The 22,886-nt window shown below is 62.3% G+C and carries 13 protein-coding genes; 2 read left to right on the top strand and 11 right to left on the bottom strand.

Going from position 1 to position 22,886, the window contains the following annotated elements; translation table 11 throughout:
- Positions 1–608: 608 nt before the first annotated feature.
- The 8 genes from HKK57_RS20310 to pedF form a co-directional block, all read right to left on the bottom strand.
- On the bottom strand, positions 609–2,087 hold the full coding sequence (locus tag HKK57_RS20310; RefSeq protein ID WP_070996383.1) for a DASS family sodium-coupled anion symporter: 1,479 nt from the start codon (positions 2,085–2,087) through the stop codon (positions 609–611).
- A 187-nt stretch (positions 2,088–2,274) separates the two neighbouring features.
- Complete coding sequence (locus HKK57_RS20305) at positions 2,275–3,666, bottom strand: ATP-binding response regulator (protein ID WP_133714935.1); 1,392 nt, start codon at positions 3,664–3,666, stop codon at positions 2,275–2,277.
- Positions 3,650–4,813 carry an alcohol dehydrogenase-like regulatory protein ErcA gene (gene ercA / locus HKK57_RS20300; protein WP_029298454.1) on the bottom strand — a complete coding sequence of 388 codons (1,164 nt, stop codon included), beginning with the start codon at positions 4,811–4,813 and terminating at the stop codon, positions 3,650–3,652. The genes HKK57_RS20305 and ercA overlap by 17 nt, the downstream gene beginning before the upstream one ends.
- A gap of 172 nt (positions 4,814–4,985) precedes the next feature.
- A complete protein-coding gene (pqqA, locus tag HKK57_RS20295; protein WP_003243383.1) occupies positions 4,986–5,057 on the bottom strand; it encodes a pyrroloquinoline quinone precursor peptide PqqA in 72 nt (23 codons plus the stop codon).
- Between the two features lie 450 nt (positions 5,058–5,507).
- Positions 5,508–7,028 carry an acetaldehyde dehydrogenase ExaC gene (gene exaC, locus HKK57_RS20290; protein ID WP_029298457.1) on the bottom strand — a complete coding sequence of 507 codons (1,521 nt, stop codon included), beginning with the start codon at positions 7,026–7,028 and terminating at the stop codon, positions 5,508–5,510.
- A 28-nt stretch (positions 7,029–7,056) separates the two neighbouring features.
- The gene (locus HKK57_RS20285; protein WP_169390638.1) at positions 7,057–7,983 is read right to left on the bottom strand and encodes a quinoprotein relay system zinc metallohydrolase 1; all 927 of its coding nucleotides are present in this window, start codon (positions 7,981–7,983) and stop codon (positions 7,057–7,059) included.
- Positions 7,980–8,735 carry a quinoprotein dehydrogenase-associated SoxYZ-like carrier gene (locus HKK57_RS20280; RefSeq protein WP_169390637.1) on the bottom strand — a complete coding sequence of 252 codons (756 nt, stop codon included), beginning with the start codon at positions 8,733–8,735 and terminating at the stop codon, positions 7,980–7,982. The genes HKK57_RS20285 and HKK57_RS20280 overlap by 4 nt, the downstream gene beginning before the upstream one ends.
- 3 nt (positions 8,736–8,738) lie before the next feature.
- A complete protein-coding gene (gene pedF / locus HKK57_RS20275) occupies positions 8,739–9,200 on the bottom strand; it encodes a cytochrome c-550 PedF (protein ID WP_029298463.1) in 462 nt (153 codons plus the stop codon).
- A gap of 254 nt (positions 9,201–9,454) precedes the next feature.
- On the opposite strand from pedF, the gene exaA reads away from it, so the two are divergent.
- Both exaA and HKK57_RS20265 read left to right on the top strand, forming a co-directional pair.
- Positions 9,455–11,347, top strand: a complete 1,893-nt coding sequence (gene exaA, locus HKK57_RS20270) for a quinoprotein ethanol dehydrogenase (RefSeq protein WP_029298465.1) — start codon at positions 9,455–9,457, stop codon at positions 11,345–11,347.
- Between the two features lie 103 nt (positions 11,348–11,450).
- Entirely contained in the window at positions 11,451–12,098 is a 648-nt protein-coding gene (locus tag HKK57_RS20265; RefSeq protein ID WP_169390636.1) for a pentapeptide repeat-containing protein, read from the top strand.
- Positions 12,099–12,208: 110 nt separating this feature from the next.
- Here the strand turns inward: HKK57_RS20265 and HKK57_RS20260 are convergent, their stop codons facing one another.
- The 3 genes from HKK57_RS20260 to HKK57_RS20250 all read right to left on the bottom strand — a co-directional run bounded on the left by HKK57_RS20260 (position 12,209) and on the right by HKK57_RS20250 (position 22,715).
- A complete protein-coding gene (locus HKK57_RS20260) occupies positions 12,209–13,867 on the bottom strand; it encodes a ShlB/FhaC/HecB family hemolysin secretion/activation protein (protein ID WP_029298469.1) in 1,659 nt (552 codons plus the stop codon).
- Positions 13,868–13,870: 3 nt separating this feature from the next.
- Positions 13,871–21,871, bottom strand: a complete 8,001-nt coding sequence (locus HKK57_RS20255) for a YDG domain-containing protein (RefSeq protein WP_169390635.1) — start codon at positions 21,869–21,871, stop codon at positions 13,871–13,873.
- 217 nt (positions 21,872–22,088) lie between these two features.
- On the bottom strand, positions 22,089–22,715 hold the full coding sequence (locus tag HKK57_RS20250) for a response regulator (RefSeq protein WP_029296507.1): 627 nt from the start codon (positions 22,713–22,715) through the stop codon (positions 22,089–22,091).
- Between the last annotated feature and the right edge of the window lie 171 nt (positions 22,716–22,886).

Genomic DNA, 22,886 nt, shown 5'->3' with positions numbered 1-22,886 from the left:
CTCAGAGCGTAGTAGACCTGAGCGGGGTTGATCTTGTCATCTTTGTAGGGGCTGGCTTCTGTGGGAGCTGGCTTTTGTGGGAGCTGGCTTCTGTGGGAGCTGGCTTGCCTGCGATGCAGGCGCCGCGGATTGGGGGGAGGTGTACATATCCGTTGCTGCGGTCACGGCCACTTAAGGTTCCGCTCTTACAGCGGGTCACTTTCGAACAGCGCGAAAGTAACCAAAGCGCTCTTGCCCCACCACTCGGTGCCTCGCCTAGGCTCGGCATGCCCGCAGTCAGGCATTGCTCCGTGGGCCCGCCGCGATCGGCCATCCATGGCCGTGTCGCGGCTACCCCGGCATCCTGCCGGGGTACCCACTGCGCAATACCTGCCTGCGGCCATCGTGGTTTGACGGGGCGCCTAAGATCAAAAGCCAGATCAAAAACAGAGCAACAGCAACAGCAACAGCAACAGCAACGCCAGAGCGCGCAGCTGCATTCCCCTGTGGGAGCTGGCTTGCCTGCGATGGCGGCAGGTCAACCAATAAATTTATCGACTGACACACCGCTATCGCGGCGGTGCAGCGATCCAACAAGCCATCTCCCACAGCGAGTCGGATTCAGATTTTCAGATCCAGCCCAGCCAGCTCCAGTAGGTCGCGGCGAAGACCAGCATCAACAGGTAGCCAATCACGGTCACCAGCAAGCCCACCTTGGCAAACTGCCGCGCGGTGAAGGTGCCGGTGCCCAGGCACACCATGTTCTGCGGGGCGTTGATCGGCAGGATAAAGCCATAACTGACCACAAACCCCAGCAACATGGTCATGCCCAGCCGGCTGAAATCACCGGGCAGGGTTTGCAGTACGGCAATCAGGATCGGCAGCAACGCCGAGGTCAGCGCGGTGGCGCTGGCAAAGCCCAGGTGGATCACAATCAGGAACGCGCCGAGGATTGCAAACACCCCCAGCGGCCCCAGTTGATCCAGGCCGGTGTGCCCCACCACCTGCGCGCCCAGCCACTGCCCGGCCTGGGTGGTCAGCAGTGCCGTGCCGAGGCTGATGCCCACGCCGAAGACAATCACCGTGCCCCAGGGGATGCGCGATTGCACGTCCTTCCAGGTCATCACGCCGATGCCCGGCAGCAGCAGGAACACCAGGCCGGCGTAGGTAGTGGAGGTGGTATCGAAGCTGTGCAGACGCCCTTCGGTGGCCCAGGCCAGCAGCAGCAGGACCGAGACCGTCAGCAAGCGTTTCTGCGGCCCGGTCATGGGGCCGATATCCACCAGGGACTGCGCCACGGCCTCTTTGCCGCCAGGAATGCTGTTGCTTTCCGGTGGCAGCAATTTGAGCACCAGGAACAGCAGCACTGCCGACATGATCAGCGCCCACGGCGCCCCGGCGATCAGCCAGTCGATCCACGACACGCGCTGGCCGAGCATCTTGTCCATAAAGCCCACGGTCAACAGGTTCTGCGCCGCGGCGGTCTGGATCCCGACGTTCCAGATACTGGTGCCCTGGGCCACGACAATCATGATCCCGGCGGCGATGTTCGAGCGTTTGTCCACGCCGAACGCGGCAATCACCCCCATCATGATCGGCACCACGCAAGCGCTGCGGGCCGTGGCGCTGGGCACCACCAGGCTGAGCAGGATGGTCACGGCAATCGCGCCCACCAGGATCCCGCGGGTGCTGGTGCCGACCCGGGTCAGGGTGACCAGGGCGATACGCCGGTCCAGGCCGGTGTGGGTCATGGCCGCAGCAATAAACAACGCACCGGCCACCAAGGCCAGGGCCGGGTTGGCAAACCCGGTGAGCGCCATGCTGATCGCCGGGCTGGAACCGATCAGGTGCGTAGGGTCCTGCAAGGACGGCGCGGTGCCCAGCAGGAACGCCATCAACGAAGTAATCATGATCGCACTGGCTTCGTAGGACACCGCTTCGGTAATCCACACCACCACGGCAAAGGCCAGGATCGCCAGCATCCGATGCCCGGCAACCGGCAAGTCGGCGGGCAGCGGCAAGAGCAGCACGCCAATCATCACCAGCACGGCGATCACCAGGCCCATGGGCAGCTTGAAAGAAACAGCAGGTGTTGCGGGGGCACTCATGGAAATCTCCGTCGGCCATGACAATCAAGGCCTGCAGCATGAGGCAAAGCGTCGCGGCGGGTCTTGACAGGTATCAAGGCACAGGCAGTTTTGACCCACCCTCATCGCAACATCGGTATCTACACAACTTTGCTGCATCGCATAAATCCAGGCAGATAGCGCAGTTGTGGCGAGCGGGCTCCCAGATTTAGGCTGTCGTGTCGGGCGCGCCGCCTAGTAGTTGGCTCAACACCGCCCGCAGCTTGCCCGGCTTGACCGGTTTGTTGAGCAACGGCGCTTCCAGGCGCTGCAACGAGCGTCGGCACTGGTCGGTGCGGTCGGCCGTGATGATCACTGCAGGGATTTTCCTGCCGAAATGCTCGCGCAATTGCCTGACCACCTCGCAGCCGACCACGCCATGATCAAGGTGGTAATCCGCCAGGATCAGCTCCGGCGCCCTGCCCTGCAACGCCACCAATGCAGCGGCCTGATCGGTGGCGGTGACCACCTCGCAGCCCCATTGCCCGAGCAGGGCGCGCATGCTCTCCAGGATGCTGGTTTCGTTATCCAGCACCAACAGGCGCCGCCCCGGCAAAGGGTTGCCGGCCCCGGCCTGGGGGGGTGCGAGGCTGATGGGCAGCGGTACTTCCTCCGACAGCGGCACCTCGATGCTGAACATCGAGCCGCGCCCCGGCCACGAGCGTACGACTACCTGGCAGCCGAGAATCTTCGCGATGCGTTCGACAATCGCCAGCCCCAGCCCCACGCCCTTGCGGTCTGCCGCACGGCCGACGTCCAGTTGGTTGAACTCCAGAAAGATCGATTGCAGGCTGTCGGCGGCAATCCCCCGCCCGGTGTCCCAGACCTCCAGGCGCAAGCGATCCCCGCGACGCCGCGCGCCCAGGAGGATGCAACCCTGGTCGGTGTAGCGGCAGGCATTGCTGAGGAAGTTACGCAGAATACGCGTCAGCAGGCGCAGGTCGGTGCGCAGCGCATAGCGGCCCATATGCACCCGCAGGTTCAACCCGGCCGCCGCCGCCACCGACTGGAACTCCGAGACCAGCGGCGCCAGCAATTCGTCGAGGCGATACAGGGCAATATCCGGCTTGACCGCCGCCTGGTCGAGCCGGGAAATATCCAGCAAGTCCGCCAGCAGATCTTCTGCCCCTTCCAGGGCCTGGTGGGTGCGCTCCACCAGAACCTTCTCCACACTGGGCAGCTCCCGCTCGCGCAGGGTAGAGATCAGCAGGCGTGCGGCGTTCAGCGGTTGCAGTAGGTCGTGGCTGGCGGCGGCGAGGTATTTATCCTTGCTGCGGTTGGCGGCCTGGGCCGCGTCGCGGGCGTCGCGCAGGTCCTGTTCGATACGCTCGCGCCGGGCGATCTGCTGTTGCAGGTTGTGGTTGGCTTCAAGCAGTTCATCGGTGCGCGCGGCGACCCTTTGCTCCAGTTCGTCGTTGAGGCGGATGTAGCGCTTGCGCTCGGCCTCCAACTCATCCAGCCGCGCCGTCAGCTCGGGGTAGTGACTCTTGCGCGCCGAGTGATCGCCCAATCCCAGCAGCCCGGCCAGGGCCCGTTGTTGATCGTCAGAGAGCTTCGCCATAGACGACCTCGACGTCACGCTGGCTCGACTCCCGGGGGTTGGTCAGGATGCACGGGTCATGCATGGCGTGTTGCGACAGGAACGGAATATCCGCCACGCGCACCCCGTGCAGGCCGAGGGTTTCATGGAAGCCAATGGCATGCTTGAGCGCAATCAGGTGTTCCACCAGCCGCCCGCAGATCTGCCGGTGATTGAGGCCCCGGCAGTCGATGCCGAAGGTCTCGGCAATCACCTTGAAGCGCTCCGGTGCCGAGTTGTAGTTGAACGCCACCACATGCTCCACCAGCACCGCGTTGCACAGGCCATGGGGCAGATCGAGAAAGCCACCCAGGCTATGGGACATGGCATGCACCGCACCGAGGATCGCATTGGAGAACGCCAGGCCGGCCTGCATGCTGCCCAGCATGATTTTCTCGCGCAGGGCGATATCACTCGGGTTGGCAATCATCTGCACCAGGTTGCCATTGATCAGGCGCATGGCCTCCAGCGCATGGGGGTCGGTCAGCGGGCCATGCCCGGTGGACACAAAGGCCTCGATGGCATGCACCAGCGCGTCGATACCGGTACAGGCCGAGAGGAACGGGTCCATGCTGGCAGTGGTTTCCGGGTCGATCAACGACACATCCGGCACCACCGCCTTGCTGACGATGGAAAACTTCATGCGTTCCTGCTGATTGGAAATGATCACGAACTGCGACACATCGGCCGAGGTGCCGGCGGTGGTCGGGATCAGGATCAACGGCGGGCTGGGCACGCGGATGGTGTCCACCCCTTCGAACTCAAGGATGCTGCGACCATGGGCAACCACGATGCCGATGGCCTTGCCGCAGTCCATGGGGCTACCGCCGCCGACGGCGACGATCACATCGCAATGGTTCTCGCGGTACACCTCGGCGCCCTGCATCACTTCTTCGACACGCGGGTTGGGTGAGACGGCGGTGTACAGGCAGTACTCGATACCCAGGGCCTGCAGGCTGGCCTCGACATCCGCGACCCAACCGGCAGCGACCACGCCAGGGTCGCTGACCACCAGGACCTTGCGTGCACCAAAGGTCTTGGCGTAATTGCCGACATTGTGCCGGGAGCCGGCGCCGAAGATGATTTCTGGGGAAACGAATTTACGCAGTTGGCTGAGACTCTGGCTCATTGGTAAGCCTGTTTTTATTGTTTTTGGAAGATACGGGCCACACTAACGCATCCGCTGGCGAATGCAATCAGACCAATGGGCTAACCCTTATCCCTTGTGGGCGCTGGTTTGCCGGCGATAGCGCTGAGCCAATCCGGCCGCCATCGCCGGCAAGCCGGCTCCTGCAACGCTTTCAGCGGTTGGCGAAATACATGGTCACTTCAAAGCCGATACGCAGGTCGGTGTAGGCGGGTTTGGTCCACATGGGGGCGATCCTCTTGTTATGCCGGGAGAGTCCGGTGGGTTCATTAATGCATGGGGGGGCTGGCGGGCGAATGCTACTTTCGAACGACTCGGCGGCAGACGTTAGTCTTGGATGTATGTGGAGCAAACGGTGGGGCTTGCTTGCGATGGGCAGGAGTCTTTAGGCAAGTCGCGCTTTTGGGTCGGCATGCCCGCAGGCAGGCGTGGTTTGACGGGGCGCCCAAGATCAAAAGCCAGATCAAAAGCAGAGCAACAGCAACAGCAACGCCAGAGCGCGAAGCTGCATTCCCCTGTGGGAGCTGGCTTGCCTGCGATGACGGCAGGTCAGCCAACAGATTTATCGACTGATACACCGCCATCGCAGGCAAGCCAGCTCCCACACCTGACTGCATTTCAACCAGTCAGGCTGTCTACCCATCAAACGGTGGAAGCTGGCATTTCAATCAGAAGATCAGAAGAAGCCCAACGGATTAATGTCGTAGCTCACCAGCAGGTTCTTGGTCTGCTGGTAATGGTCAAGCATCATCTTGTGGTTCTCACGCCCCACGCCGGACTTCTTGTAACCGCCAAACGCGGCATGCGCCGGGTACAGGTGATAACAGTTGGTCCACACACGCCCGGCCTTGATCGCCCGGCCCATACGGTAGGCACGGTTGATATCGCGAGTCCACAGGCCAGCACCCAGGCCGAATTCACTGTCGTTGGCAATCGCCAGGGCTTCGGCTTCGTCCTTGAAGGTGGTCACGCCCACCACCGGGCCGAAGATTTCTTCCTGGAACACGCGCATTTTGTTGTGGCCCTTGAGCAGGGTCGGCTGGATGTAATAGCCGCTGGACAGGTCGCCCTCCAGATGTTCGGCGGCACCGCCGGCCAGCAGTTCGGCGCCCTCCTCCTGGGCGATGGTCAGGTACGAGAGGATCTTGTCGTACTGCTGCTCGGACGCCTGGGCGCCGACCATGGTCTCGGTGTCCAGCGGGTTGCCACGCTTGATCTTGACGATCTTCTTCATCACTTCGGCCATGAACGGCTCGTAGATCGACTCTTGCACCAGCGCCCGCGATGGGCAGGTGCACACTTCACCCTGGTTGAAGAACGCCAGCACCAGGCCCTCGGCGGCTTTCTCGATAAAGGCTGGTTCCGCCTGCATGATGTCTTCAAAGAAGATATTCGGTGACTTGCCGCCCAGTTCGACGGTGGACGGAATAATGTTCTCGGCCGCCGCGTGCATGATGTGCGCGCCCACCGGGGTGGAGCCGGTAAAGGCGATCTTGGCGATGCGCTTGCTGGTAGCCAGGGCCTCACCGGCTTCACGGCCAAAGCCCTGGACGATGTTCAGCACGCCCGCCGGCAGCAGGTCGGCGATCAGCTCGGCAAACACCATGATCGACAGCGGCGTCTGCTCGGCTGGCTTGAGCACGATGCAGTTGCCGGCGGCCAGGGCCGGGGCGAGTTTCCAGGCGGCCATCAGCAGCGGGAAGTTCCACGGGATGATCTGCCCGACCACACCCAGGGGCTCGTGGAAGTGATAGGCGGTGGTCAGCTCGTTGATCTCGGCGGCGCCGCCTTCCTGGGCGCGGATGCAGCCGGCGAAGTAGCGGAAGTGGTCGGCGGCCAAGGGTACGTCAGCATTCAAGGTCTCGCGTACGGCCTTGCCGTTGTCCCAGGTCTCGGTCACGGCCAGGACTTCCAGGTGCTGCTCGATGCGGTCGGCAATTTTCAACAGCACCAGGGAGCGATCCTGGGGCGAGGTCTTGCCCCAGGCGTCGGCAGCGGCATGTGCAGCGTCCAGGGCTTTGTCGATATCGGCGGCGCTGGAGCGCGGGAATTCAGCGATCACTTCCCCAGTGACGGGCGAGGTGTTGGTGAAGTACTCACCGTTGACCGGGGCCACAAACTCGCCACCGATAAAGTTACCGTAGCGCGGTTTGAAGCTGACGATGGCGCCGGGGGTGCCAGGTTGTGCGTAGATCATGATGAGGCCTCTTTCGGGGGGGATGTTGTTATTGATCTATCCGTTGCATCTGCCCGCGTTCGTAGCGGGGATACAGGTGGCTGACACTGCGGATCAGTTCGTAGCGGCTCAGGCTGATGGCCGCAAAACGTTCGGGGATGGGGCTGCGGATCATCTCGCCCATGGCGCTGCCGTTGGCGGCACCGGTGGCCATGAGCTGGTCGAGCCAGCCCAGGTAGTCACGCATTTGCGCGAAGGGTTGGGTGTCGATTGCCACTGGGCCATGACCGGGCACGATCACCTTCCAGGGCAGGCCTTGCAGGGTGGCGATATCCGCCAGCCATACCGACAGGCCCGGGGTGTTGGGGGTGGTCAGGGCGCGCTGGTAAAACACCAGGTCGCCGGCAAACAGCACACCGGTTGTTTCATCGAGAATCGCCAGATCGGCACCCGTGTGCCCACTCAAGGCCAACAGGCGCAAACGATGACTGCCGAAGGTCTGCACGCCCGGCGTGACGGTTTGGCTCGGCAGCAGCACTTCGGTGCCCCGCATCCAGTCGCCAACCATGCGGTACATGTTTTGCGCCATGGCGTCACCCTGCTCGCGCAGCAGCGTGGTAGTGCCTTGCAGGGCGCCGATGGGCACGTCCTTGAATGCCTGATTGCCCAACACATGGTCGGGATGGTGATGGGTCAACAGGACCTGGACCACCGGTTTGTCAGTGACCGTGGCAATCGCCTGGCGCAAGGCTTCGCCGTAGCGCCGGGACGGGCCGGTGTCGATCACCACTACCCCGGTTTCGGTGACGATAAACCCGGCATTGACGATATTGCCGCCGTTGTCCCTGGCGAAATTATCGGTACTGCCTTCCAGCAGCCAGGTGTCGGCGGCGATCTGCCGGGGCTTGAGGGCGTAGTCCAGATCAGCCAGCGTCGGCAGGCTCAGGCCGAGCAATAGCCACAGCAGCAGTTTCATGGGAGCGCCCCTTCGAATTGGCTGCCGCTGGTGTCGCGCAGCACCAGGCGCACTGGCCCTGGACTTTGCAGGTCAAACGCCAGGTCGGGGTTCTCGCTGACCGCCGCAAACAACTCCAGGCGTGCCAGCACCCGGCCCTGGGCGTCGCGCAGTTCGGCATGGTTGATATAGAACTCAGGGATGCCGCTGACCATGCCATTGTCCATCGGGTGCGCCACTTGCAGGCGCAACCGGCTGAAATCGCTGCGTGGGTAACGACCGCCCAACACTTCGCCCAAATGCTCTTCCCAACCCGGCTGGCTGCGCACCACGCTGGGTGCCGTGCAGCCACCGCCGGCGGCGTCGATCAGGGTCGAACCGACGTGCCACAGGCCATCCTTGGTCAATACGGCGGCGCGCAACGGCGTGGCCTGCTCGATACGAATGCGGATCGCCAGCCACGGCAACACACCCTCGCCCGGCTGGAAATCGACGATTTTCGGCAATGGATTGAGTTCGGCCCAGGCGATGATTTTCACCACCTCGTCCTTGAAGGCGCGGGCGTCGATTTCCAGCGGTACCTGGCGTGCATCCTCGGCAAATGGCGGCGCCAGCAACTTGACCCGCTCATCAAAGACGAACGGGGCATTGTCCAGATACTGCTTGTGGTAGTAGCTCCACATCACCGACGGCACCGGGTCTTTGCCGGGGTCCATCCCGTAGGCGGCCAGTGGCAACCAGCAGGCCAACAGCCAATGTGCGCGCCAGCCCATGGCTTACTCCTCGACGTGCACGCTATCAAGATAAGTGCGCACCGCCCACAAGGCTTCCTGGCTCAGGTAGTCGGCCATCTTCGGCATATACACCCGGCCATCGCGCACTGCGCCATGGCGCACCCGCTCCACAAACCATTCGTCCCCGGCATCGCCCTCATCAAGCATGCGCAGGTCAGGCGCGATCCCACCGGACTTGGCTTCCAGGCCGTGGCACGCGGCGCAGTTCTGGTTATAGGCCGAAGCGCCGACTTCCACGGCCTTGTCGCGCTGCGGCGACTGGCGATACGGGTTCACCGCCGCCCAACCATCGGCATCCAGTGTCACGCCGGCATCCTTGACCGGCGTCAGTCCCTTGGTTTCCACGGCCGTGGGTGTCACGTTGCCATGGGCCCAGACGGAGCCTGTACCGATCACGCCGGCCAAGAGGCCAGCCAGCAGCAAGGCGTTGCGTTTTGTTGTCATTGTTTTTCCCTCAGGATTGCACGCAAAACCCCTTTGCAGAGGCTATGGCAACCATCTTAGGAACGCCTCGCCAAGGGCCGTATGCTGCTTTGGTGGCCGGGGTCTACTCCCTTGGTAGTAAGGCTTGCGAGGCACTGCTAAATCAGATGCGGTTCGGGAAATTGTCCCGGCCACACCGGGACATTTTCCGTATCCGGGCGCCCCGTCCACGCAGCAACCTGTGCAGGCCAAAACCTCCACTGGGAACTGCAACCATGACAATAAGATCGCTACCCGCCCTCTCGCCGCTGAGCCTTGCCGTGCAGGCTTTCCTGCTGGTCGGCAGCCTGTCCTTGAGTGCGGCGAGCTTCGCTGCGACCGAACCTTCGAAGCAGACTCGCAACATCACCTGGGAAGACATTGCCAACGACCACCTGACCACCAAGGACGTGCTGCAATACGGCATGGGCACCAATGCCCAGCGCTGGAGCCCGCTGGCCCAGGTCAACGACAAAAACGTATTCAAGCTGACGCCGGCCTGGTCCTACTCGTTCGGCGATGAGAAGCAGCGCGGCCAGGAATCCCAGGCTATCGTCAGCGACGGTGTGGTCTACGTCACCGGTTCCTACTCCCGGGTCTTCGCCCTCGACGCCAAGACCGGCAAGCGCCTGTGGACCTACAACCACCGCCTGCCCGACAACATTCGCCCGTGCTGTGACGTGGTTAACCGCGGTGCGGCGATTTTTGGCGACAAGATCTACTTCGGCACCCTCGATGCGCGCCTGATCGCCCTCGACAAAAACACCGGCAAAGTGGTGTGGAACAAAAAATTCGGTGACCACGCCGCCGGCTACACCATGACCGGCGCCCCGGTGCTGATCAAAGACAAGGTCACCGGCAAGGTCCTGCTGATCCACGGCAGCTCCGGTGATGAATTCGGCGTGGTCGGCCAACTGTTTGCCCGCGACCCGGACACCGGCGAAGAAGTGTGGATGCGTCCGTTTGTCGAGGGCCACATGGGCCGTCTCAATGGCAAGGACAGCACCACCACCGGCGACGTGAAAGCGCCTTCGTGGCCCGATGATCCGACCACCGAAACCGGCAAGGTCGAGGCCTGGAGCCACGGTGGTGGTGCCCCTTGGCAGAGCGCCAGTTTCGATGCCGAGACCAACACCATCATCGTCGGCGCCGGCAACCCCGGCCCGTGGAACACCTGGGCGCGGACCTCCAAGGACGGCAATCCCCACGACTTCGATAGCCTCTACACCTCAGGCCAGGTCGGCGTCGACCCAAGCACCGGCGAAGTGAAATGGTTCTACCAGCACACGCCAAACGATGCCTGGGACTTCTCCGGCAACAACGAGCTGGTGCTGTTCGACTACAAGGACAAGGACGGCAAAGTGGTCAAGGCCACCGGCCACGCCGACCGCAACGGGTTCTTCTACGTGGTGGACCGCAACAACGGCAAGCTGCAGAACGCCTTCCCGTTTGTCGACAACATCACCTGGGCCAGCCATATCGACCTGAAGACCGGGCGCCCGGTAGAAAACGAAGGCCAGCGTCCGGCCAAGCCATTGCCGGGTGAAACCAAGGGCAAGTCGGTGGAAGTCTCGCCGCCGTTCCTCGGTGGCAAGAACTGGAACCCCATGGCCTACAGCCAGGACACAGGCCTGTTCTACATCCCGGGCAACCAGTGGAAAGAGGAATACTGGACCGAGGAGGTCAACTACAAAAAAGGCTCGGCGTACCTGGGCATGGGCTTCCGTATCAAGCGCATGTATGACGACCACGTCGGCACCCTGCGGGCGATGAACCCCACCACCGGCAAGGTGGTGTGGGAGCACAAGGAAGCCCTGCCACTGTGGGCTGGCGTACTGGCGACCAAGGGCAACCTGGTGTTCACCGGCACGGGTGACGGGTTCTTCAAGGCCTTCGACGCGAAAACCGGCAAGGAGCTGTGGAAGTTCCAGACCGGCAGCGGCATCGTCTCCCCGCCGATCACCTGGGAACAGGATGGCGAGCAGTACATCGGCGTGACCGTAGGCTACGGCGGCGCGGTGCCGTTGTGGGGCGGCGACATGGCCGAGCTGACCAAGCCGGTGGCGCAAGGCGGATCGTTCTGGGTGTTCAAGATCCCAAGCTGGGATAACAAGACCGCCCAAAAATAATCCACTCCAGGGCGAGGGGCGCTGTCCGTGGCGAGGGGGCTGGTCCTCCGTTGGGCCGCGCAGCGGCCCCTCCACCCAAAGCCCCCTCCCTCAAGGTCTTGCCATGAACTACCTACCCCTCGTGCTACTCCTGGCTTTACCCATCGCCCATGCCGACGACGGCGACGACCAACCCCTGGTCATCAACGGCTGCACCATCGCCCCCCACAGCCAATGCCCCGGCGCCAGCCTCAAGGGCGCCAACCTGCGTAATCAGGACTTGAGCAAAATGAACCTGGCCGGCGCCGACCTGCGCGAGGCCGACCTGCGCCACGCCAACCTCGACCTGGCCAACCTGGAAAAAGCCCAACTGCAAGGCGCCAACCTGACCCGCGCCAGCCTGCAACAAGCCAACCTGCGCCTGGCCGACTTCACCGGCGCGACGCTGATGGCCGTACAAGGCTGGGGCATGTTTGCCCAGGGCGCGCAATTTGAAAGCGCCAACCTCAGCGCCGCCTACCTGCAATTTGCGCGATTGTCCGGGGCCAAACTGCACAAAGCCAACCTGCGTGCGGCGGACCTGGAAATGACCTGGCTGAGCAAGGCTGACCTGCAAGGTGCCGACCTCAGCGATGCCAACCTGCAAGAAGCCAAGTTCGGTGAAAGCAACCTGGAACAGGCCACCCTCACCGGCACACGTCAGCACTATGCCAATTTCCAGGATGCCAATATGGAAGGCTGCAAGGACTGCCCCACCACCTGGGACCGCTAACTCCTGTCGGCGATGAGGGCCTTGGGTCCTGCGCAGCCAATTCGGCCGCCATCGCCGGCAAGCCGGCTCCTGCAGGGGGCGATTTATCCTGTGTTCGCAGAGGCTTTGGCCTAGAAGGCTTTACTCACCTGTGCCCACACCCGTGGCGTGCGCGATACGTCACTTTGCGGGTCCGCATTGCCGACCCGCCAGGCCGCAACAGTACTCAGGCGCCAGCCCGAAGCACTCCAGTTGGCGCCCACGCCGGTCGCCGAGAGGCTGCGGTGGTTTTCCCCGTCCGACCACGTGTCTTTGTTCAAGCGCACCGAACCGTGATCGACAAAGGTCAGCAGGTTCCACTGTTCAGTCAACGCATAGCGCAGTTCCAGATTGGCCACATACCCCTGGTCACCCGATGCCTCGCCCTGGGGATAGGCCCGCACGCCATAGGCGCCACCCAGGCTGATCTTCTCCGATGAGTCGAGGTTGCCGTCCGCCCACTGGCCCTGCACCTGCCCATACAGGCTAAAACGCTCACTCAAGCGTTGCAGGCGCACCACGCTGGGGTTGATCTTCTGGAAGCGCCCGGCGGTTTTTGCGGTCAAGCCATCGAACAGTTTGTCGAAGGCCCCGTCCAGGTTCAGGCTGCCTTCGCTCCAAGCCAGGGAGAACGCACTGACGCCACCGCCCAGCAGGTTGTCGCGCAGATTCCCGTCCACGCTGGCAGTCACTACCCGCGCCTGTTTCTTGCTGCTTGAATCGTAGAGGTCGATGTCGTCGCGCAGGTGTTTGTGGTCGTATTGCAGCTGCGCATTCAGGCTGAAGGCGCGGCTGCGAATCAGCGGCTGCTGGACGAACACGCTGGCTATCCGCGCATTACCCTTGGCATCCAGTTCGTCGAAGTCCTTGGCCAGTTGGTAGTCCATGTCCGAATAGGCCACGCCCACCTGGGTCGACCACGGGCCGACCGGCAGTTGATAAGCCGCGCGGTAGTAGTGCTGGTCCTCGTCGCTGCCCATCACCCGCACGCTGGCCTGATCGCCCAGGCCCAAGGGGCTGGCCAGGTTCAATGTCCCGCCCAGGCGATACTCGCCGGTGAACCGGTTGCCGTAGTTGTCCAGGTCCACCTGGCCAGAAACCAGCGGCGCATCCTTGACATCCACCACCAGGTCCGTGGCGCCCACCACCGCGCCGGGTTGCAGGGTAGATTGGACGGCCACGCCAGGGGTCTGCTGCAGCAACAGCAAACCGCGTTCCAGCGGCGCAGCACGTACGGCGTCCCCCGGGTCCAGTGCCGACAGCGGCGCCTGTAGCACGCCATCGCGCACACGGGATTGGTTGTTGATCCTGACCTGGCCGTACTGCCCTTCCAGCACGCTGATGCTCACCACGCCCTTGTCGATTTCCTGCGCCGGTAAGTAAGCACGGGCCAGCGGGTAGCCCTGCTGGCGATACAACGCAGTGATACGCGCTGCACCGGCCTGCAATTCACCGAGGCTGACCACACGGTTTTGCAGGTCGACCAGCAGCGCCAGCAATTGATCGTCGGCAATCACCGTGTTGCCGGTAATCGTAAAGCCATTGACCTGCAACGTCGGCCCGGTGACTTTCGCCGTGGTGTCCGGCGCCGCTGGCAGGTTCAGTTCCAGGGTCTGTTTGGGCGGCAGGCTCAGTGGCTGGCTCTGGATTTCACGCATCGACTGCCCGGCATCCGGGGCGATTTCAGCGTGGGCCATCCCACCTGTCGCGGTGAGCAAGGCAAGCGCAATCGGGTTTAAACGCAGACGCATGAATCAGAGTCCTTCTGGAAGGCGTAAGCCTTGGTCAACGAGGGTATAGAGATCATTGGGCAGGTGCAGCCCGCTGGGTACCGGGGCCTGTGTCGGCTTGGGCAGATTGCGCAATGGCTCGACGACTTCGACCACGGTTTGCAGCGGCGCCAACGGCGGTGCATCCACCGTCAGCAGGCCATCGATGTAAGCGATCTGGTAGTTGGTGGCAGACAGGCCCGAAGCACTGACCTGATACTCACCGGCGCTAGCACTTGAGGGTGCGCTGAACAGCAGGCTGCCGCTCAGGTCTGAAGCCACGCTGTCAGTGCCGAGCAGCCCGTCATAGGCCACATCGAACACGGGGGTTTGGCCTTGCGCGACCCTCGTATCGCCCACGGTGACGTTCAGCACCGCCTTGGTGATATCGGCCGTAGTGGCTGCCGTGCGGCTGACCTGATAGTTGCCCAGGTCCACACCGGCCAGGGTGATATCGCTGATATTCACGGTTTTGCCGGTGGCCGCATTTTTGTCGCTGAAATTACCGGTGGCCGAGAGCACAGACACATCGTCACCGCTCACCAAGCCGTTGAAACCGGCACCCGCCAGGTTCAGCACCGCGCCAGTGGCGGCGTCGTAGACCTTGTTGCCCGCGGTGATGCCGGTGACGTTCAGGGTTTTGGCGCTGATATCGGCGCTCAGGCCTGTGGGGTTGCTGATGCTGTAGTTGCTGGCCAGGCCGCCGTTGCTGCCATTGACCAAGGTGGCGCCGCTGGCGGTTACGGTCTTGCCGATCCCGGCGTTTTTATCGCTGAACGTAGCGCTGAGGCCGGTGACGCCAAGGGTTTCGCTGCCCACCAAACCATCCAACGCGCCACCGCTGAGGCTGGCGAGGTTGTTGCCGTCATAAACCTTGCCGTTGGCGTGCATGCCGCTGATGGTCAGGGCCTTGGCACTGATATCGGCGCTCAGGCCCATGGGATTGCTGATGCTGTAGTTGCTCGCCAGGCCGCCGTTGCTGCCATTGACCAGGGTGGCGCCGCTGGCGGTCACGGTCTTGCCGGTGCCGGCGTTTTTATCACTGAATGTCGCGCTAATGCCGGTGACGCCGAGGGTTTCATTGCCCACCAAACCATCCAACGCACCACCGCTGAGGCTGGCGAGGTTGTTGCCGTCATACACCTTGCCGTTGGCCTGCATGCCGCTGATGGTCAGGGCCTTGGCGGTGATATCGGCGCTCAGGCCCACAGGATTGCTAAGGCTGTAGTTGCTCGCCAGGCCGCCGTTGCTGCCATTGACCAGGGTGGCGCCGCTGGCGGTTACGGTCTTGCCGGTGCCGGCGTTTTTATCGCTGAACGTAGCGCTAAGGCCGGTGACGCCAAGGGTTTCGCTGCCCACCAAACCATCCAACGCACCACCGCTGAGACTGGCGAGGTTGTTGCCGTCATACACCTTGCCGTTGGCCTGCATGCCGCTGATGGTCAGGGCCTTGGCGCTGATATCAGCGCTCAAGCCCACAGGATTGCTAAGGCTGTAGTTGCTCGCCAGGCCGCCGTTGCCGCCATTGACCAGGGTGGCGCCACTGGCGGTTACGGTCTTGCCGGTGCCGGCGTTTTTATCGCTGAATGTCGCGCTAAGGCCGGTGACGCCGAGGGTCTCATTGCCCACCAAACCATCCAACGCACCACCGCTGAGGCTGGCGAGGTTGTTGCCGTCATACACCTTGCCGTTGGCCTGCATGCCGCTGATGGTCAGGGCCTTGGCGCCGATATCAGCGCTCAAGCCCACAGGATTGCTAAGGCTGTAGTTGCTCGCCAGGCCGCCGTTGCTGCCATTGACCAGGGTGGCGCCGCTGGCGGTTACGGTCTTGCCGATACCGGCGTTTTTATCGCTGAACGTAGCGCTAAGGCCGGTGACGCCGAGGGTCTCATTGCCCACCAAACCATCCAACGCACCACCGCTGAGGCTGGCGAGGTTGTTGCCGTCATACACCTTGCCGTTGGCCTGCATGCCGCTGATGGTCAGGGCCTTGGCGCCGATATCAGCGCTCAAGCCCACAGGATTGCTAAGGCTGTAGTTGCTCGCCAGGCCGCCGTTGCTGCCATTGACCAGGGTGGCGCCGCTGGCGGTTACGGTCTTGCCGATACCGGCGTTTTTATCGCTGAACGTAGCGCTAAGGCCGGTGACGCCAAGGGTTTCGCTGCCCACCAAACCATCCAACGCACCACCGCTGAGGCTGGCGAGGTTGTTGCCGTCATATACCTTGCCGTTGGCAGTCAGGCCGGTGATGGTCAGGGCCTTGGCGCTGATATCAGCGCTCAAACCCGTGGGGCTGCGCAGGATGTAGTTACTGGCCAGGCCGCCGTTGCTGCCATTGACCAGGGTGGCGCCGCTGGCGGTTACGGTCTTGCCGATACCGGCGTTTTTATCGCTGAACGTAGCGCTAAGGCCGGTGACGCCAAGGGTTTCGCTGCCCACCAAACCATCCAACGCACCACCGCTGAGGCTGGCGAGGTTGTTGCCGTCATATACCTTGCCGTTGGCAGTCAGGCCGGTGATGGTCAGGGCCTTGGCGCTGATATCAGCGCTCAAACCCGTGGGGCTGCGCAGGATGTAGTTACTGGCCAGGCCGGTACCATCGGCCAAGCCGCCACCGCTGACGGTGACCGTTTTGGCATTACCGACGTTGGCGTCCAGGAACACCCCGGCCAATGTGTTGAGGCTCAGGGTTTCACCGCTGACCAAACCGCTGAGCACGCCACCGGACAAGGTGGCCGCCGTGGTGCCGTCGTAAATCTTGCTATTGGCGGTGATCCCGGAAACGGTCAGGGTCTTGGCGGTGATATCGGCAGTCCATCCCGTTGGATTGGCAAGGCTGTAGTTACTGGCCAGGCCGCCGTTGCCACCATTGACCAGGGTTGTACCGCTGGCCGTCACGACCTTGTCAGTGCCGACGTTTTTGTCCGCAAAGGTGGCGGTAAGACCTGTCACCCCGAGGGTTTCATTCCCAACCAAACCACTCAGCGAACCGCCGCTCAGCGAGGCCGTGAGGCGACCGTCATAAACCTTGTCGACCACGCTCATGCCGGTAATCATCAAGGCCTTGGGCGTAATACTGGCCGTGGCCGTGGCCGTGTTGTTGACGAAGGTGTAGTTGCCCAGGTCGCTGCCTGACAGGGTGATATTGCTGATCAGGACCGTCTTGTCATTGCCGGCATTCTTGTTGGTGAACTCGCTGGCGGCGCTGGCCAATACCACGTCATCCCCGCTGACTTTTCCGTTGATCGTCGCACCTAGGGAGCTGAGGGCGGCGTCGGTATTGCCGTTGTAGACCTTGCTGACGGCAGTCAGGCCGCTGATGCCGCTGATGACGGCCTTGGAAATGTCACCGCTCAGGCCGGCCGGCTGGCTGACCGTGTAGTTTTGCGCAAGCCCCGAGCCGTTACTCAAGGTCACACCGGCAACCGTCACGGCCTTGCCGACACCCGCATGTTTGTCCACAAAGTTGCCGATAGCGTCAAACCCCAGGGTCTGCGTGCCCACCAGGCCATTGAGGGTGCCACCGCTCAAGGCCACCGAAGCGCTGCCATCGTAGACCTTGTTCGCCGTCAGGCCACTGATGGTCAGGACCTTCTGGGTGATGTTGGCAAGCACCGGGCTGATGTCCAGAGGGTTTATGTTGTAGTTGCGGGCAAGGCCGCCGGCGTCGCCCAGGGCCACGTTGATCTGCACGTTTTTCCCGTTGGCGGCATTGGCGTCGGCGAATTGACCGCTCAAGGTCATGCTCACTGATTCGCCAACCACCAGGCCACTGAGATGAGCAAACGGCTGGAGACTGACGGAGGTCGTGCCGTCATAGACCTTGCTGTCGGCCGTCAGGCCAGTGATGCTCAAGGCTCTGGGGGTAATATTGGCGCTCAGCGGGCTGCTGGTATCGAGGCTGTAGTTACCCGCACCGAGGCCGCCCAGGCCCAGGTCGACCTGGATGCCAGTGCCGGCGTCCTTGCTGGCGAACGCGCCGGTCAATGTGACCCTGCCGATATCTGCGGCCAGGAGCCCGGACAGCGTACTACCGCCCAGGATGGCGAGAGTGGTGCCGTCATACGCCTTGTTGTTGACCGTGGTGCCGGCCGTGCTCAGGGTGGCCTTGTTCACCGACAAGGTGCCGTCGATGTAGTTGATCGAATAGCCGAACTGCCCACCTGTCGAGGCAAGTCCGCTCAATTTCAGGCTGTAGTCGCCAGCATTGATCGCACCGACGCCAGTGCCGCCCAACACCAGTGAGCCGGTCAGTCGACTGTCGGCGTCAAGGTTTGGCGTATAGGCGCCGCCGAAGGCAGTGCCGTCGTAGGTTTTCGTGACGTCGCCAGCCACCACGTTCAACTGGGTCATGAAGCTGCGCAGCAGCGGGCCAGAACCACCGTTGTAAACCACCCAGGTCTTGTCCAGGTCCCAGCCGGCGTTGGAAAAGGTGGATAGGGTCTGGATTTGTGTTGTGGTCAGTCCACCGGATTGCGTCGGCAAAACCATCCACTCGCCCTCGGCATAAAGCTGCCCCGTCGCGTTGGTGTCCCAGAAATTGCCGGAAGACACGGTATTACCGAAATTGGAACCCATGATCCCACCAGCGAACCCATTTCCCGAGCTAGCCGTCACCCGGCCACTGACGAAGTTGTTCGATAAGCTGCCGCCGTCCAGTTGCCCAACCAAACCGCCAGCCAAGTCAGCCGTTGCCGTCACAGAGCCGCTGAAATAGGAGTTGGAAATACTGCCCCCTCCTTGCTGCCCAACCAAGCCACCGGCATAGACCTCAGCTGTCACCGTCGCACTGGAGAAAGTGCCCGTCAGCGTCCCGAGGCTGTAACCGACAATGGAACCGGTGTAAGCCGCGCCGCTGATACTGCCACCGTCAAGCCCCAGGTTACTGACGCGTCCCGTCTCGGAGATCGCACCAAACAGCCCGTTATATTGCTGATTGCCGCGATCAATCTTCAGGTTTTTGATCACGTGCCCTTGGCCGTCAAGGCTGCCCGTGAAATTTATCCCTCGATTGGCCTCGCCCAGTTGCACAAAAGTGCCATTCCACACATCAGTCGTTCCCGCCGTGGCCCCGGCGACGATATCGCGGCCCAGGGTGTATGTGGCGTTGCGGTCCATGGCCACCAACTGCAGTTGGTGGGCGTTGGTGATGGTCGTGGAATACTCGCTGGCCAGCATCGGCAGCGTGCCACTGCTGCCGTTGTTGATGCCGCTGCTATCAGCATTGACCATCACCCAGGCATTGCCTGTTGCGCCAGGTGAAGCGCTGAAGTTAAAGCCCTGGAAGCTGGAGGTCTGCTTCATTTGCGCGGAACTCAAGCCCACTGCGGCACCGCTACCTACATCACCGGTACTGACGTCGTTACCCCAGCCTGAAAGCCCTGGGTTGACAGTCATGTTGTAGTAGCCGCTGGTGACCGAACCACCGCTGTGCCGGCCAATCAGGCCACCCGAAGCGGAGCCGGTGACCTTGCCCACCGAATAGGCATTGACGATGGTGCCTCCGGCATTCAGACCCACCAGCCCACCATTGTTGGCCGTATTGGTGAGGGCGCCGGTTACCGAGCCGGTACTGTAGACGTTGCTCAAACTGCCCCGATTGGCCCCAACCAAGCCACCGTTGTACGCGCCGCTGCCGACCCCGTTGATACCCACATTGCCGGTGGCGTAGCTATTGGTGATCTGCCCGCCCAAGAAGTTGTTACCCACCAGCCCACCCGCCGTGCCGCCACCGGTAACGTTACCCGTGGCGTAGCTGTTGGTGATGACCCCCGTCGCCCGGTTGGCCGAAACCAGACCACCGTTGTACTGCGCGTTAGTCGTACTGGTGACATTCCCCGTCGCACTGCTGTTTTCGATGCGCCCCTCGTTGCGCACCACCAGGCCGCCAAGCCCCGCCCCGCGCAAACCGATCACATTCGCCGTGGAATAGCTGTTGCGCACAATACCTGTGTCGGTGTTCAACGAGACCAGCCCCGCCGCGCCGGCGTAGTTGGTCGACGTCACGGTGCCTGCGGTATGGCTGTTGCTGACGATACCGGTGTTGGTGCCCACCAGCCCGCCCAGTTGTACATAGTCGGTGCCGGTGACCGCACCGCTGGCGTAGCTGTTGTCGACCCACCCACGGTTGTAACCCACCAAGGCGCCGACGGCGTAAATCGACGGGAAGACGTCGACCAGCGTGCCCGTCAACGCGATCGACACATTGGTCAACCCCACATTGCGCACCGCGCCGGTGGCACTCACAGCGCCGAACAAGCCGGCATCGGTGGTGGTGCGATTCATGCTCAGGTTACTGATGCTGTGGCCCAGCCCATCAAAGGTGCCGGTAAACTCGCCGCCTGCGACCGTGCCCAGGGAATCGAAGCCCTTACCGCCGTTCCAGGTAGCCGTGGCTGCGGCGTTGATATTGCTACCCAGCACAAAGTTGCCGCTCAACGCACCATTGATCCCTTGCAGGTCCAGGCCAGTGACGCTGCCCATCGCACCGAGGCTGGTGATCACGGTGTAGTCCACACGCGTGCCGTCGCTGCCTTGCCTGGTGCTGAAATTCTGCCCTGCCGCCAGGTTGACCGGGGCCTTGATATTGATGCTGCTGGTACTGCCCGCTGCGACCGCACCCTGGCCATATTCCACGGCCAGTTTGGCGCTGCCGGAGCCGAATATTTCCTTGTTGATATTGACGTTGTTGTGGGCGGTCAGGGTCAGGGTGTTGGCGTTCCAGACCACAGTGTCGTTGACGTTGATATTGCCCGCGCCAGAACCGGTGGCGACGGTCGCAACGGTCATGTTGGTGGTTTTCAACCGGTCGCTGACAGCGGCCCCGGTGATGTCGCCACCGGTCGCGGCGATGGTGTAGTCAGTCGGGTCGATCAGCCAGTTGCCGGTCTTGCCCTTGGCCGCTGCCGTGGTGATTTTTGCGCTGTCGGCCACCTTGACGTGGGCACCGGAGGTCTCGATAAACCCACCGTTGCCGCCGCTCGGCGCCGAGGCATCCAGGGTGCCGGCCACTTGCACCGTGCCACCGTCAAAACCGCCGAGCAGGACGATCTTGCCGCCCTTCTCGCCCAGGGTATGGGCTTCGATCACCCCGGTGTTGTTGACCACGGTTTGCAGCAAGGCGTCGCTGGCCTTGGCGGTCATGATCACCTGGCCGCCGTCGGCCTGGATCAATTGGCGGTTTTCCACCAGGGCATTCTTGGTGGCTTCATCCACCTGTACGTTGAGCAGGCCGTCGCCGGCAAAGTCCAATGTCACCCTATTGCCGGCGGCCAGAGCCACGCTGCCCAGCTTGGCGGCGATCACCCCCTGGTTGCTCACGGTCCCGCCCAGCAGCGCCACCGCGCCGCCGTCGCCGGCCTTGAGCGTGCCCTGGTTGACCACACTGGCATTGTCGGCACTGCCTTTGCCCTGGAACTTATAGTTGCCGGCGGCAAAGTCGCTGTTGGTTATATCCAGGGTCGAGGCCACCAGGCCACCGACATCCACCGACGAGCCTTTGCCGAATAGCACGCCATTGGGGTTGACCAGGAACACCTGTCCATTGGCGTTCAGTTGGCCCATGATCTTCGAGCCATCACTGCCGACCACGCGGTTCAGGGCCACGGAGTCCTTGCCGGGCTGGACGAAGGTGACTTTCTTGTCGGCACCGATGTTGAAGCTCTGCCAGTCGATGGCGAGTTTTTGCGTGGTTTGGTTGATGACCATCTGCTGCTGGTCGGGCGTAAGGATTTGCCCGCTGCCCAGCACCACCTGACCACCGGTAGGCAAACCAGATGCCAGCGCGGAGGCCGGCACCAGGACGGCACCGCCGAGTATCAGCGCAATCGCAAACTGCAGGGTGCGCAACGGGGCGCACAGCTCGCTATCTTCCACGTTATGAACCGCACCAACGCTACCGCGCTTGCCCTGTCGGCTGGCGTTTTCGCTGGCAACCACCCACGCGTTAAGGCTGTGATTCCAGATCACACTGAAAATGCGGTTCATGACTGAGGTCGTCCCTGAGCACTAAATGGCACGGTGCCATTACTTGTAGGACAATTCTGCATAGATACGCTGAATTTGTAAGCGCCTTGGGATGATAAAACTCATTTAATCGAAGTTTTTTTCATATTTTGGATCCATTTTGGCCCGTTCAATTGAGCGCCAACATCAAAAGCATTAAGGCCATAATCTAACGCTATCAACCGCGATCAAATATTGATCATCCCGCGGCCCTGACCAGCCCCATATCAATCCCCACGTGCACCAGTTCGGCATGGGAAGTCACCTGTAATTTGCTCTTGAGCAACGTCAAGTGATTGGACACGGTCTTGCTGCTGATACTCAGCTGATCAGCGATCGAACGGGTGGGTGTGCCCTTGGCCAGCATCAGGAAAATCTCCAGCTCACGCGCTGTCATGCCCTGCAACCGATGATCGCCCGGATGGTAGGCCAGCTCGGTGGCCAGGGCCTGTTCGATATAGGTGTGGCCGTCGAGGATGCGTTGCACCGCTTCAGTCATCACCGCAGGCGTCGCGCCCTTGGTGATATAGCCCGACGCCCCGGTCTCCAGGGCCTGGCGTACCAGGGGCAGCTCATCGTGCTGGCTGAAAAACAACACGCGCAATTGCGGCAGGCGCTGGCGCAGGCGGCGGGTGGTTTCCAGGCCGCTGATGCCTGGCAGGCCGACACCGCTGATCACCAGGTTGGGCACGGCTTCCTGCACCCGCAGCAGCGCCTCTTCACCGCTGCCCGCCTCGCGGACTTCGACGCCCGGCAACAGCGGGCGCAATAGGCTGGCGTACCCCAGGCGCACCACCGCGTGCTTGTCCACCAGCAGGATATTCATGATGCATGCACTTGCATCATAGGAATGAGCGACGGTCGCGGGCCGTGGAGCTTGTCGACCCCGATCAGGCTGAGGATCAGCAAAAACGGCAAGAGCAGCGCCTTGAGAATTCGCATGATCGTACAACTCCTGGGGATGAGCGTTGCGTTCATGCTAGAGCCCCCAAGCGGC

The organism is Pseudomonas sp. ADAK21, from assembly GCF_012935735.1.
Taxonomy (GTDB): Bacteria; Pseudomonadota; Gammaproteobacteria; order Pseudomonadales; family Pseudomonadaceae; genus Aquipseudomonas; species Aquipseudomonas proteolytica.
The sequence above is the reverse complement of the archived record's forward strand: the minus strand, read 5'-3'. Positions and strand labels throughout refer to the sequence as shown.

Excerpts from the sequence above, each read along its gene's own strand:
- HKK57_RS20265 (WP_169390636.1), top strand. The coding sequence starts at position 11,451 with ATGAACTACCTACCCCTCGTGCTACTCCTGGCTTTACCCATCGCCCAT.
- HKK57_RS20250 (WP_029296507.1), bottom strand. The coding sequence starts at position 22,715 with ATGAATATCCTGCTGGTGGACAAGCACGCGGTGGTGCGCCTGGGGTAC.
- HKK57_RS20280 (WP_169390637.1), bottom strand. The coding sequence starts at position 8,735 with ATGGGCTGGCGCGCACATTGGCTGTTGGCCTGCTGGTTGCCACTGGCC.
- HKK57_RS20260 (WP_029298469.1), bottom strand. The coding sequence starts at position 13,867 with ATGCGTCTGCGTTTAAACCCGATTGCGCTTGCCTTGCTCACCGCGACA.
- HKK57_RS20305 (WP_133714935.1), bottom strand. The coding sequence starts at position 3,666 with ATGGCGAAGCTCTCTGACGATCAACAACGGGCCCTGGCCGGGCTGCTG.
- HKK57_RS20285 (WP_169390638.1), bottom strand. The coding sequence starts at position 7,983 with ATGAAACTGCTGCTGTGGCTATTGCTCGGCCTGAGCCTGCCGACGCTG.
- HKK57_RS20310 (WP_070996383.1), bottom strand. The coding sequence starts at position 2,087 with ATGAGTGCCCCCGCAACACCTGCTGTTTCTTTCAAGCTGCCCATGGGC.
- ercA (WP_029298454.1), bottom strand. The coding sequence starts at position 4,813 with ATGAGCCAGAGTCTCAGCCAACTGCGTAAATTCGTTTCCCCAGAAATC.
- exaC (WP_029298457.1), bottom strand. The coding sequence starts at position 7,028 with ATGATCTACGCACAACCTGGCACCCCCGGCGCCATCGTCAGCTTCAAA.
- pedF (WP_029298463.1), bottom strand. The coding sequence starts at position 9,200 with ATGACAACAAAACGCAACGCCTTGCTGCTGGCTGGCCTCTTGGCCGGC.
- exaA (WP_029298465.1), top strand. The coding sequence starts at position 9,455 with ATGACAATAAGATCGCTACCCGCCCTCTCGCCGCTGAGCCTTGCCGTG.
- HKK57_RS20255 (WP_169390635.1), bottom strand. The coding sequence starts at position 21,871 with ATGAACCGCATTTTCAGTGTGATCTGGAATCACAGCCTTAACGCGTGG.